At 70.0% G+C, this 12,879-nt stretch carries 8 protein-coding genes and 1 pseudogene; 7 read left to right on the top strand and 2 right to left on the bottom strand.

The window, feature by feature from the left end:
* Positions 1 to 7 precede the first annotated feature (7 nt).
* Complete coding sequence (locus AB0G04_RS29585) at positions 8 to 1,492, bottom strand: GMC oxidoreductase (protein ID WP_360989080.1); 1,485 nt, start codon at positions 1,490 to 1,492, stop codon at positions 8 to 10.
* A 234-nt stretch (positions 1,493 to 1,726) separates the two neighbouring features.
* On the opposite strand from AB0G04_RS29585, the gene AB0G04_RS29590 reads away from it, so the two are divergent.
* The 5 genes and pseudogenes from AB0G04_RS29590 (at position 1,727) to AB0G04_RS29610 (ending at position 8,850) form a co-directional block, all read left to right on the top strand.
* Entirely contained in the window at positions 1,727 to 2,485 is a 759-nt protein-coding gene (locus AB0G04_RS29590) for a glycerophosphodiester phosphodiesterase (RefSeq protein ID WP_360989137.1), read from the top strand.
* A 423-nt stretch (positions 2,486 to 2,908) separates the two neighbouring features.
* Positions 2,909 to 3,442, top strand: a pseudogene (locus tag AB0G04_RS29595) (Pecanex-like protein 1); the annotation flags it as partial.
* 1,480 nt (positions 3,443 to 4,922) lie between these two features.
* On the top strand, positions 4,923 to 5,768 hold the full coding sequence (locus AB0G04_RS29600) for a siderophore-interacting protein (RefSeq protein WP_360989083.1): 846 nt from the start codon (positions 4,923 to 4,925) through the stop codon (positions 5,766 to 5,768).
* Between the two features lie 36 nt (positions 5,769 to 5,804).
* Entirely contained in the window at positions 5,805 to 6,986 is a 1,182-nt protein-coding gene (locus AB0G04_RS29605; protein ID WP_360989087.1) for an MFS transporter, read from the top strand.
* Positions 6,987 to 7,377: 391 nt separating this feature from the next.
* Positions 7,378 to 8,850: a glycosyltransferase family 39 protein gene (locus AB0G04_RS29610; RefSeq protein ID WP_360989089.1), complete on the top strand. Its 1,473-nt coding sequence runs from the start codon at positions 7,378 to 7,380 to the stop codon at positions 8,848 to 8,850.
* On the opposite strand, the gene AB0G04_RS29615 is transcribed toward AB0G04_RS29610, so the two are convergent.
* Positions 8,841 to 9,479: a 4'-phosphopantetheinyl transferase superfamily protein gene (locus AB0G04_RS29615; RefSeq protein WP_360989092.1), complete on the bottom strand. Its 639-nt coding sequence runs from the start codon at positions 9,477 to 9,479 to the stop codon at positions 8,841 to 8,843. The genes AB0G04_RS29610 and AB0G04_RS29615 overlap by 10 nt on opposite strands.
* Positions 9,480 to 9,680: 201 nt before the next feature.
* Between AB0G04_RS29615 and AB0G04_RS29620 the strand changes: the two genes are divergently transcribed.
* Together AB0G04_RS29620 and AB0G04_RS29625 are read left to right on the top strand one after the other, a co-directional pair.
* Complete coding sequence (locus AB0G04_RS29620; protein ID WP_360989095.1) at positions 9,681 to 12,119, top strand: glycogen/starch/alpha-glucan phosphorylase; 2,439 nt, start codon at positions 9,681 to 9,683, stop codon at positions 12,117 to 12,119.
* Between the two features lie 23 nt (positions 12,120 to 12,142).
* On the top strand, positions 12,143 to 12,835 hold the full coding sequence (locus tag AB0G04_RS29625; protein ID WP_360989140.1) for an AAA family ATPase: 693 nt from the start codon (positions 12,143 to 12,145) through the stop codon (positions 12,833 to 12,835).
* The last annotated feature ends 44 nt before the right edge of the window (positions 12,836 to 12,879 follow it).

A 12,879-nucleotide genomic window follows, 5' to 3' on the forward strand; every position in this document is an offset into this window, starting at 1 on the left:
TCGCCGCTCACCCGGTGGGCCCCCGTCCGATCAGATCGGCCGCCCGTTCGCCGATCATCAGCACCGCGACCATCGGGTTCACCGACGTCATCGTGGGCAGGACCGAGGCGTCGGCGATCCGCACGTTCGGGAAGCCGATCAGCCGCAGCTCCGGGTCGACCACCGACTCCGGGCTGCCGGCCGCGCCCATCCGGCAGGTCCCGGCCGGATGGTAGACGGTGTGGTGGGCGGCGCGGCCGTACGCCGACAGCTCCTCGTCGGTGCGCAGCGCCGGGCCGGGGGCGATCTCCCGTTTGATCCACGAGGCGAACGGCTCGGTGGCGGCCACCTCGCGGGCCAGCCGCAAGCCGTCCACGATGGTGCGCTCGTCGTACCCCTCCGGGTCGGTGAAGTAGCCGAAGTCGAGCAACGGTTTGACCGACGGGTCGGCGGAGGCCAGCTTGAGGCGGCCGGTGCTGCGCGGCCGGGGCACGTTCGGCGTCATGCCGAAGCCGTGTTCCGGCACGTCGTAGCCGAGGCGCTCGGTGTTGAACGTGAACGGGATCTGGTAGAGGTGGAACATCAGATCCGGCCGGGTGGCGGCCGGATCCCGCCGCACGAAGAGTCCCGCGTCGGAATCCATCGCCGACATCGGCGGGATCGGCCGGCTCGCCTCCCACAGGATCAGCGACTCCGGGTGATCGAGCAGGTGCTCGCCCACCGGCAGGTCGGCGCGCACCCCGATGCCGAGCTCCGCCAGGTGGGCGGCCGGTCCGATGCCGGAGAGCAGCAGCAGCCGGGGGGTGTCGATCGCGCCCGCGGCCAGCACGTACTCGCGGGCGGCCCGGATCAGCTTGACACCTTCGGCGTCGCGCACGGTCACCCCACGATCAGGATCGAGATGGTACGCCCAAGTCTCGGTCCTGATGGTCAGATTCGGACGGTCCAGGTGCGGATGCAGGTACGCGACCGAGGCGGACGAACGGATGCCGGTCTCCGGGTGGTAGCCCACCGGGAAGAACCCGGTCCCGTCAGCGAACGGGCCGGCGTTGAAGTCCTCGTGCACCGGCACCCCGAGCGCGGTGTGGCAGGCGGCCACGAAGTCCGCGGTCAGTGGATTGCGATCGGCCTCCCCCACCGGACTGATATTGATCGCGAGCCGTTTCCAGTAGGGCAGCATCTCGTCGTACGACCAGCCGGTCGCCCCGGCGGCCACCCAGTCGGCGAAGTCCTCCGGTGGCGGCAGGAAACTGATCATGGTGTTGTGCGAGGAACAACCGCCGAGCACCCGCGCACGGGAATGGCGGATGTGCGAATTACCGCGCGGCTGTTCCACGATCGGGTAGTCGTAGTCGTACTCGGTCTCGAGCAGGTTGAGCCAGTTGCGCAGCTTCAGGACGCGCTCGTCACCGACGTCCGAAGGTCCGCCCTCGATGACACAGACCCGCAGGTCAGGGTCAGCCGAGAGCCGTGCTGCCACCACCGATCCGGCGGTGCCACCACCGATGATCACCACGTCGTACTCAAAAGTCTCCAGCTTCGCGCCCCTTCCGTGAGGCCGCGGTCACACTGCGCGGACAATGATCTTCATCGCTGCGGCCACGGTCAATGCCTTCGGACTTCTTTTACTTCAGTGCAACAAGCCCGGCATACTGCCCTGGTGAATCTTTTTCCCCGTGGCGAGGGTCATCGGGCCTGGTACAGGCCACGGCGCCCGGCTCGGAGCCAGGCAGAAAAAGATTCCCCGATTCACCGCTTCCTGGATCATCCGGGACCGCTGGCCTTCGCCCACCGCGGCGGCGCGGCAGACGGCGACGAGAACACGGCCGAGGCGTTCCGGCGGGCGATCGACATGGGCTATCGGTACGTCGAGACCGACGTGCACGCCACCAGCGACGGAGTGCCGGTCGTCATCCACGACGCCCACCTCGACCGGCTGGCCGGGCAGTCCGCCCGGGTCGCCGACCTGAACTGGGCGGACCTGTCGACGGTACGGGTCGGCGGTGCCGCCGCGGTCCCCCGCCTCGACGACGTCCTCGACGCCTGGCCGAAGATCCGCTTCAACATCGACGTCAAGTCCGACCAGGCCGCCGAGCCCGCCGTCGGATCGGTGCGCGCGGCCGGCGCCGAGGACCGGGTACTGCTCGCCTCGTTCAGCGACCGGCGGCTGGCCCGGATCCGTGCGCTGGCCGGCCCGCGGGTAGCCACCTCCCTCGGGATGCGCGCCGTCGCCCGGCTGTGGGTCGCCGGCACCGCCGGCATCCGGCTCCCGCTGCCGGAGTCGGTGGCGGCCGCCCAGATCCCGGTCCGGCACGGGCGCCTCACCGTGCTCACGCCGCGATTCATCGCCTATCTGCACCGGCTCGGATTAGCGGTCCACGTGTGGACGGTCGACGATCCCGATGAAATGAATCGCCTTCTCGACATGGGCGTCGACGGCATCATGACCGACCGCATTGAAGTACTCCGCGACGTCTATACGGCCCGCGGTTTGTGGTCGCTCTGAGCATCTGGCCGCCCACCGGACCGTAAGCTACTCTCCCTGCTCAGCGACGCGCGTCCAAGATCGCATGAACCCCGGACATCAGCCGTTCGGAGGATGCTTGGGGTTCGAGGTCTCTTCCATATTTTTTCTTTAGGCGCGCCGCAGTAAATCTTCAAACAAAGTTCCGGAATTGCTTTCTGTGAGACCCGCACCTAACGTCTGGACGTCGGCGCCGGATGCGGCGCCGAAGCGACCGGAATTTTGGGAAAAGAAGGTCTCGTCATGCGAAGCTCGGGTCAACGACGTACCCGGCTGCTAGCCGCCGGCGCCGTGCTCACCGCCCTAGGCGGAGTGATCGGGTTCACCCAGTTCGCCTCAGCGGCGGACACCGACAACAGCACCAAGGCCGGCGAGAGCGGGGCCGGCAAGGTGGTCGGCAACAACCTGACCATCCTCACGGACACCTGCGTGGACAGCGATCTCCCCGCACACGACGGCTTCCAGCGTGGCGAGCGATGCGTGTCCACCGAGTTCGGTGAGGTCGGGGCGGCGGCCAACAACCCCACCCTGCTGATCACGCAGGCGCCACGCGACGTCACCGTGGCCACGCCGTTCACGCTGCGGATCAGCACCCGCAACCTGATCCGGGACCGCTTCCTCGCGGCCGGGCAGGGCGGCTACTACGTGGAGAGCAGCGTTCTGCAGAACGGCCTGGTCCGCGGCCACTTCCACACCGCCTGCCGGATGCTGACCAGCACCGACGAGGCGCCCGAGTCCGCACCGGTGCCGGCGTTCTTCGTCGCCACCGAGGACAGCCGCGGTGGCGCCGACCCGGACACCGTCACCATCCAGGTGCCCGGCCTGCCCCAGGAGGGCACCGCCCAGTGCTCGTCGTGGGCGGGTGACGGCTCGCACCGCATCCCGATGATGGAGCGCGCCAACCAGACACCGGCCCTCGACTCGGTCCGCATCACCGTGCGCGCGGCCGACAACAACGGCGGTGGCGGGAACAACGGCGGTGGTCAGAACGGGGGCGGCAACACCGGTGGCGGCCAGACCGGCGGCGGCAACACCGGCGGCGGCCAGACCGGCGGCGGCCAGACCGGCGGCGGTCAGACCGGCGGCGGTCAGACCGGCGGCGGCAACGGTGGTGAGGTCGAGCCCACGGCGCCGACGCCCACAGCGACCGCTACCGGCAAGCCCGCCTCGACGAAGCCGGCGACTGCCAAGCCGAACAACACCACGGTGACCGCGACCCCGCGTACCAACGTGACCACGACGGACCGCGAGGACGAGGAGGAGGCGACCACCTCCGGCCAGACCTCGACCGCGAAGCCGACGGCCACAGCGCGGCCGACCAAAACGTCCGATTCCTCAGACTCTGAAGAATCGGCCACCGAGTCGGAGACCAAGGCGCCGACCACCAAGACGACGAAGAAACCGGCCGCGAACACCGAGTTCGACCAGGCCGACCCCGAAGCCACCGACACCGACGGCCCCGCGCTCGCCAACGACCCCGGCAACGGCGCACCCGACAACCCGGAGAGCACCGGCGACACCCTCGCCGAACCGCCCGCCACCCAGGAAGTCTCGACCAACCTGATCAGCAGCAACCTCGCCTGGATCGGCGGCGGTGCGGTGACGGTCCTGATCGGCCTCCTGATCGCGGCGTTCCTCCGGACACGGCCTCGGAACAACTGGCGCTGACGCGCTCCGCTTGAGCGGGCAGGACCTGACGGTCCTGCCCGCTTTCGCGTTCCCGCCGCCCCTTCGCCTCCCGGCCGCACTTTCGCCTCCCGGCCGGCCTTTCACCTCCCCGCCGGCCTTTCACGTCTCCAAGCGGCCTTTCTCCTCCCCGCCGGCGACCGGCCCGCATTGCCGTTCGTGCCGCTCCGCCCTTTCGCCTTGCCGCCTTCGCCATGCCTGCCTTTTCACCGGGGGCCGTCCGCCTTTCCCTGCCCCACCGCCCGCCCTTCGTGTCCCTCGCGTGTTCCGCCGCGCTTCCCCCATGGCGGCCTCCGCCGGCGCGCATTCCCTGAAGCCCGGCCAGATCCCGCGACTCTCCGGCTAACGTCACACCGCTCGTTTCGCCATCCCGGTCGCCCGCGGCGGCAACTCTCAGCGCACACGGGCGGACGGGTGGGATCCGCGGGCGGCGGCACGCGTAGCCGTACCGCATGGGGAAGCGGTGGGCCGGATCGCGGGAGTGCATCGCGGCGGGCGACGGCTGAGGAGCGGAGCGAAATCCAAGGCGTCGTGGGACCGGAGCAATGGCGAAGGGGCATGGGCGTCTTTACCGGCCCCCGGGGGCCGAATACGCTGCGTATCCGCTGCTCGGGGGCCAGAGTCGGCCGTAGGTTGGGGAATTTGCGCGAAAGCAGAGGCGGGACGGTAGATCGCCAGAAATAAGGGTAGCCTTACTTAGCGAGATCGTCCCACCGGCAGTGAGGTGCACTCCATGGCGAACAGACCCGCGCGACCGGCCCACGAGGGTGTGGTCACCCGCGTGGAGCAGCTGACCCCGCACATGGTGCGCGTCGTGGTCGGCGGTGAGGCTCTCACCCGTATCGAGGCGGGGCAGTTCACCGACCATTACATCAAGGTGCTGTTCCCGCCGCCGGGAGTCGTCTATCCGGAGCCGTTCGATCAGGCCGCGATCCGCGAGAGTCTGCCGCGCGATCAGTGGCCCTGCACCCGCACCTATACGGTCCGTAAGTGGCTGCCCGAGGCCGGCGAGATGTGGGTCGACTTCGTGGTGCACGGTGACGAAGGCGTCGCCGGTCCGTGGGCGGCGCGGGCCCGGCCCGGTGACCCGTTCCGGTTCATGGGTCCCGGTGGCGCCTACGCGCCGAGCGCCGACGCGGGCTGGCATCTGCTGGCCGGGGACGAGAGTGCGCTGCCGGCCATTGCCGCCGCGCTCGAGCGGATGCCCGAGGGCGCTACCGTCCGGGCGTTCGTCGAGGTCTCCGGGCCCGACGAGGAGCAGAAGATCGAGACCGACGCGGAGATCACCTGGCTGCACCGCGGTGACCGGCCGGTCGGCGAACTGCTTGTCGCTGCCGTCCGTGGGCTGGAGTTCCCGGAGGGGCCGGTTCAGGCGTTCGTTCACGGCGAGGCCAACCTGGTCAAGTCGTTGCGCGCGTTTCTCCGTGTCGAGCTGGGGCTCCCGATGAGTCAGCTTTCCATCTCTGGTTACTGGCGGCGGGGCATGAACGAGGACGGCTGGCAGTCGAGCAAGCGCGAGTGGAACGAGCAGACCGAGCGTGAGCAGGAGTCCGCCACCGCGGCCGGAACGACGGTGTAAGGGGTGTAACGCCGATCACCCAATACCATGGGTGCTGTGGTGATCGACGAGAAGACGCGCGCCGGCGGGCTGCTGGCGCTGACCGGCCTCCTGCTGGCCGCGGTCAACCTCCGGCTCGCGGTCACCAGCATCGGCCCGGTTCTCACCGAGATCCGGGCCGGTCTCGGCATGAGCGCCACCGTCGCCGGTCTGCTCACCTCGGTGCCGGTGCTGTGTTTCGCCTCGATCGGCCTGGCCGCGCCCCGGCTCGCCCAGCGTCTCGGCACCGCTCGCGTCATCCTGATCGGCCTGGCGCTGCTGACCGCGGGCCTGGCGATCCGGCCCTACACCGGCGGCTCGGCGCCGTTCCTGCTGTTCAGCGCGGTCGCCCTGGCCGGTATCGCGCTTGTCAACGTGCTGCTGCCGTCGATCGTCAAGGACCGCTTCCCGGACCGGGTCGGCACCGTGACCGGCCTCTACTCGGTGGCGCTCAACATCGGCGCCACTACGGCCGCCGCCGCGACCGTTCCGATCACCGAGACCTTCGACGGCGACTGGCGGCTCGGCCTGGCCTGCTGGTCCCTGGCGGCGGTTCTCGCCCTTCCGCCGTGGTTGCTGCTGGCCCGATCGCGCGGCGTCACCGGTGGTCCGGCGGCCTCGGACCCCGATCCGGTACGGGTGAGCCGCCACCCGGTGGCGTGGGCCCTGGCCGTGTACTTCGGCATGCAGTCCACCTCCGCCTACGTGATCATCGGCTGGCTCCCGGAGATCTACCGCGACGCCGGCCTCTCCCCGTCGCTCGCCGGTGTTCTCTTCGCGGTCACGTCCCTGCTCGGTGTGCCGCTGTCGTTCCTGCTCTCCGCCTACGCCGGCAGGCTCCGTTCGCAGAGCGGCATCGCCCTGGTCCTGGGACTGTTCGGGATAGCCGGGTGGGCCGGCCTGTGGGCTTCCCCCGCCGCCGCGCCGTGGTTGTGGGCGATCCTGCTGGGTGTCGTCAACGCCGCGTTCCCGCTGGCCCTCACCATGATCGCTCTCCGCGGCCGCAACGCGGGCACGGTCGTCCGGTTGTCCGCGTTCGCCCAGAGCGTCGGCTACCTGTTCGCCATTCCCGGTCCCATCCTGGTCGGCGCCCTCCACGACGCCTCGGGCGGCTGGCGGCTCCCGCTGGCCCTGATGGCCGCTCTGATGGTCCCGCAGATCGCCGCCGGCATGGCCGCGGGCCGGAACCGCCAGATCTGACGGTCACTCCCGGCCGACGGCAGTTCCCGGCTGTGCGCAGCCGCTGCCTCCGGGGCCCGGAGACAGCGGTGCCGCACAGCCCGTCCGGGGGCCGGCATTCCCGGGGCGGCGGGACTTTCGGCACGCGACCGGGGACGGGGTGCCGTGTGCCAATGGAGGTATGACCACCACGACCGTTCCGGAACAGCAACGCAGGGTCGAGCCGGATCGCCGTTATCCGACACCCACCGGGGAGCCCTGCCCATACTCGCTGCGTACGGACGGGACGGTCGACGGCGACGGTGCCTGCCGCGGCTGCGGAACGTGCATTCTGGGGTCGGACTGGACGCGGTGACGTTGCTACGGTGGGACCGTGGTCGATGCGCTCAGTGATGTCAGCGAAACACAGCGTATGGATTCAGCCCGCCAACCGATCGCCTGGTGGCCGGTCGGCCTGATCGCTGCCGGCACCACGCTACTGCTTCTGATCACCGCGAACGGGTACGGCTACCACCGCGACGAGTTGTACTTCCGCCTGCTGAGCCAGCACCTGCAATGGGGGTACGCCGACCAGCCACCGTTCACGCCGCTGCTCGTCCGGCTCGGCATCGAGACGTTCGGCGACACCCTGTGGGCGATCCGGGTTCCGGCCGCCGTCCTGCTCGGACTCACCGCGATCCTGGCCGCGGCCCTGGCCCGCGAGGCCGGCGGCGGCTCGATCGCCCAGTCGCTGGCCGCCGCCGGGGTGCTCGGCGCCTTCCCGCTGTCCTCGGCACACGTCACATCGACCACGGCGACCGACCTGCCGATCTGGCTGGGTGTGCTCTTCTTCGCCACCCGGGCGCTGCTGTGGCGGCGGCCGCGGGCGTGGCTCGGCGCGGGTGTCGTGGCCGGGCTCGGGTTCTACAACAAACATCTGGTGCTGATCCTGCTGCTGTGTCTCGCGGTGGCACTGCTCCTGGCCGGGCCACGGGCCGAGCTGCGTTCACGGCACCTGTGGATCGGCGCCGGACTGGCCGTGGTGATCGGCGCACCGAACCTGATCTACCAGGTGGTGAACGGGTTCCCGCAGGCCGAGATGGCGGCGGCGATCGCGGCGGACAAGGGTGCCGAGTCCCGGACCATGATGCTGCCACTGCAGTTCGCCCTGCTGGCGCTGCCTCCGGTGTGGATCGCGGGGCTCGTGGCGCTGGTACGCGACCCGCGGCTGCGGCGGATCCGGGCGCTCGCCGTGGCGTACCCGATGATGCTGGTTCTGGTCCTGGTGACCGCCGGGCAGCCGTACTACACCGTCGGTCTGCTCCTCGGCCTGTACGCGATCGGCACCGTGCCGGTGGAACGCTGGGTCGTCGGCCGCGGTGCGCGGCTGGCGCTGCTCGGCGGCGCGGTGGTGATCACCTCGGTCGCCGCGGTGGCGTCCGCGCTGCCGGTGATCCCGGAGGAGGAACTGGCCGGGTCGCTGCCGGCCGAGCTGAACCAGACGATTCCCGAGCAGGTCGGCTGGCGCGGGTACGTCTGGCAGGTCGGCATGGTGTACGCCGATCTGCCGCTCGCCGACCAGGGCCGGTCCGTGCTGTTCACCGGCAACTACGGCGAGGCCGGCGCACTCGACCGGTACGGGCCGTCGCTGCGCCTGCCGGCGGTCTACAGCGGACACAACGAACTGCACCGGTACGGTCCGCCGCCGGACGCCATGACCGTCGCCGTGGCGGTGCTGGACGCCCCGCCGGAACGGGCCGACGAGCTGCTCGGCAGCTGCACACCGAAGGCGGTGCTGCGCAACGCGGCCGGCGTCGAGAACGAGGAGAACGGCGTACGCGTCTACGTGTGCCGGTTGTCCGAGCCGTGGTCCACGATCTGGCCGCGGTTGCGGCACTACTCCTGAATCGCCACCGCGGTCAGCACCAGCCCGTCCGTGACCAGGTACCGGCCGTGCAGGGCCTCCCACGGCGCGTCCACCCGCAACCGGGCCCGGAACGTCCGTTCCACCGGGTCGATCGTCAGTGCCGCCTCCTCGAAACCGAGCCAGCGGCCGGTCACCGGGAACCACGCCTTGTAGACGGACTCCTTGGCGGAGAACAGCAGCCGGTCCCAGTGCACGGACGGGTCGCGCCCGGCCAGTTCGGCGAGATGTTCGACGTCGCCGGGGGCGGTGACCGCCGGGATCACCCGCGGCGGCAGCGGGGCGTGCGTCTCGGCGTCGATGCCGATGCTCGCGACGTCCGTGGTGCGTACCACGGCGGCCGCCCGGTAACCGGCACAGTGGGTGATGCTGCCGGCCACCCCGCGCGGCCAGAGCGGTTGGCGGCGCGGGCCGGTCCGGATCGGCACCGGCGCGAATCCGAGCCCGGCCAGGGCCTCGCGGGCGCAGCGGCGAGCGGTGACGAACTCCCGGCGGCGGCTGGCGACGGCGGTGGCCATCAGGTCCTCCTCGCCGGGGAAACACGACTCGTCCGGGTCGTCGGTGAAGGCCTCGGCGGTGACGGTCGGCGGCGGCAGCAGCGATCCCAGCACCGCAGAAGTCTCCCACCCGCCCCCGCGCGCTCCGGCACGGGTTCCCCGGCTGTCGATCACCGCTGGCGCACGCGTACCGGAAGCGGAGATCCACTCCCGCACCGGGCCGGCGAACCGACCCGGGGGATGCGCCGCACTTGCGCGGATCCGGCGTTGAAGGAAGGGGGGTCATCCGAAACGTCGGAGAGGCACAATGGCGGCATGGATCTTCGACAGGGCATCGGACTGCGCAAACTGGGCAAGACCGCCGATGAGTTCCAGCAGGACCTGTTGAGCAACCTCTTCTACCGGCGCGGTACGACCGTGGAATCGGCGAGTGCGCGCGACGCGTACGAGACGCTGTCCCTCACTGTCCGCGACCGTCTCGCCGAGCGGCGGGCGCGGACCGCCGCCGCGCACTACGCCAGCAACCCGCGCTGGGTCTACTACCTCTCCGCGGAGTATCTGCTCGGCGCCCAGCTCGAACAGAATCTGCTCTACTCCGGCACCGGCGACCTCGCCGCCGAGGCGGTCAAGGCCCTCGGCTTCAGCCTCGAGGACCTCGAGGACCTCGACGTCGAGCCTGGTCTGGGCAACGGCGGCCTGGGCCGGCTGGCCGCCTGCCTCGTCGATTCGCTGGCGACCCGCGACATCCCGGCGGTAGGTTACGGCATCCGCTACGACCTGGGCATCTTCCGTCAGGTCATCACCGAGAACGGGCAGACCGAACTGCCCGACGACTGGGCCTTCCATGGCAACCCGTGGGAGTTCCCGGCGCCCGACGACCGGCAGACCGTCGGCTTCTACGGCCACACCGAGCCGATCCCCGGCTCGCAGACCCGCAAGATTTGGGTACCCGGCGAGATCGTCCTCGGCGAGCCGAGCCACATGCTGGTCCCCGGCTACGGCACCGAGACGGTCAACATCGTGCGACTGTGGAGCGCCAAGGCCAGCGAGGCGTCCTTCGACCTGAGCCGCTTCTCCGCCGGGCAGTACGCCGAAGCCGTCCAGGAGGCGGTCCGCGCCGAGAACATCAGCAAGGTGCTCTACCCCGACGACAGCACCGAACTCGGCCGGGAACTGCGACTCAAGCAGCAGTACTTCCTGGTCTCCTGCTCACTGCGGGACATCGTGCGGCGCTTCCGGCTGCGTAACGAGGGCTGGGACACGTTCGCCGAGAAGACGGTCATCCAGCTCAACGACACGCACCCGACGATCGCGATCCCCGAGCTGATGCGGCTGCTCGTCGACGAGTACGAGGTGGACTGGGACCGGGCCTGGGAGATCACCCGCAAGACGTTCGCCTACACCTGCCACACCCTGCTGCCGGAGGCGCTGGAGACCTGGCCGGTAAAGATGTTCGAGCGGCTCCTGCCCCGCCACCTGGAGATCATCTACCTGATCAACATGCTGTTCCTGCGTGAGGTCGAGGAACGCTTCCCGGGCGACCACGACCGGCTCCGCCGGATGTCGATCATCGGCGAGGAGGGCGAGCGCCGGGTCCGGATGGCACACCTCGCGGTGGTCGGCACCGAGGCCGTCAACGGCGTCGCCGAGCTGCACTCCAAGCTGCTGCGCGAGACCGTGCTCGACGACTTCGCCGAACTGTGGCCGGCCAAGTTCCAGAACGTCACGAACGGCATCTCACCGCGCCGCTTCATCAAGCTCGCCAACCCGCGTCTGTCCGACCTGATCACCGAGGGCCTCGGGGACGAGGGCTGGCTGCGCGACCTGGACCGGCTCACCGAACTCGAATACCTCGCCGGTGACGCCTCGTTCACCGAACGCTGGCGGTCGATCAAGCGGGCCAACAAGGTCGACCTGGCCCTCGGCGACCCCGACTCGCTGACCGACGTGATGATCAAGCGTTTCCACGAGTACAAGCGGCAGCAGCTCAAACTGCTCCACGTCATCACCCTCTACCACCGGATCCGGGCGAACCCGGGCGGCGACTGGATCCCGCGGACCATCCTGTTCGCCGGGAAAGCCGCGCCCGCCTACCACGCGGCGAAGGACATCATCCGGCTCATCGCCACGGTCGCGGCCCGGATCGAGGCGGATCCGGTCGTCTCGCCGTACCTCAAGGTGGTCTTCCCCTCGAACTACAACGTCACCCTGGCCGAGCGGATCATCCCGGCCGCCGACCTGTCCGAGCAGATCTCGCTCGCCGGCAAGGAGGCCTCCGGCACCGGCAACATGAAACTCGCCCTCAACGGTGCCATCACGATCGGCACCCTCGACGGTGCCAACATCGAGATCCGCGCCCGGGTCGGCGCCGAGAACTTCTTCCTCTTCGGCATGGACGCCTACCAGGCCGCACAGACCCGCATCAACGGGTACGACCCGCGGCACTTCTACGAGCACGACGCGGAACTGCGGGCCGCCCTCGACACGCTCGCCTCCGGCATCTTCGGCGAAGTCGGCCACCGGGTCGCCGGCAGTCTTCTCGGCTGGGACGAATACCTGACCCTCGCCGACTACCGCGGATACATCGAGGCACAGGAGGAGGTCGAACGGGCCTGGCGCGAACCGGCCCGCTGGACCCGGATGTCCATCCTGAACACCGCACACAGTGGCTTCTTCAGCGCGGACCGCACCATCTCCGACTACGCGGCCCGGATCTGGCGGGTCGCCCCGGTCCCGGTCCCGCACGAGGACTGACGCTGTTCATCAAGGCGATCCGGCTGGACGGGGCACCACGGGACGGCTATCCGTTCGAGCTCCCTGCCGTCCGCGCGCTCGCGGACGGCGGGGAGCTGCGGTTTCCCACGCCGGTGACGCTGCTGTGCGGTGACAACGGGAGCGGCAAGTCGACGCTGATCGAGGCGATCGCGGTGGCGGCCGGGTTCAACCCGGAGGGCGGCACCACCGCCTTCAACTTCGCGACCCGGCCCACCGAGTCGTCGCTCGGCGGTCATCTCACCCTGGTCCGGACCGCCGGGCGTAAACCGCGTACCGGCTTCTTCCTGCGCGCCGAGTCCTACTACAACGTGGCGACCGAGATCGAACGTCTGGGCGTCACCGGCTCGTACGGCGGCGTCTCCCCGCACCAGCGGTCGCACGGTGAGTCGTTCCTCGACCTGGTCGCGCACCGGTTCGGGCCGGGCGGTCTCTACCTGCTCGACGAGCCGGAGGCCGCCCTGTCGGTGCAGGGTTGTCTCGCACTGCTGCTGCGGATCGCCGACCTGGTGGCGGACGGCAGTCAGTTCGTGATCGCCACCCACTCGCCCATCCTGCTGGCCTGTCCGGGTGCGACAATCCTGGAGATCGGCGCCGGTGGCGGCATCGAACCGGTCGCATTCGACCAGGCCGAGCCGGTCGCCATGACCCGCGCCTTCCTGACCGACCCGGCCCGCTTCCTGGGTCGCCTCGCCTGATCACGCGCCCACCAGCGGTCGGAACGGCGAGAGTCATGCCTGGC

The organism is Actinoplanes sp. NPDC023801 (assembly GCF_040639655.1).
Taxonomy (GTDB): Bacteria; Actinomycetota; Actinomycetes; order Mycobacteriales; family Micromonosporaceae; genus Actinoplanes.

Coding starts and splice junctions, on each gene's coding strand:
- AB0G04_RS29620 (WP_360989095.1), top strand. CDS start 9,681: ATGGATCTTCGACAGGGCATCGGACTGCGCAAACTGGGCAAGACCGCC.
- AB0G04_RS29600 (WP_360989083.1), top strand. CDS start 4,923: ATGGCGAACAGACCCGCGCGACCGGCCCACGAGGGTGTGGTCACCCGC.
- AB0G04_RS29610 (WP_360989089.1), top strand. CDS start 7,378: ATGGATTCAGCCCGCCAACCGATCGCCTGGTGGCCGGTCGGCCTGATC.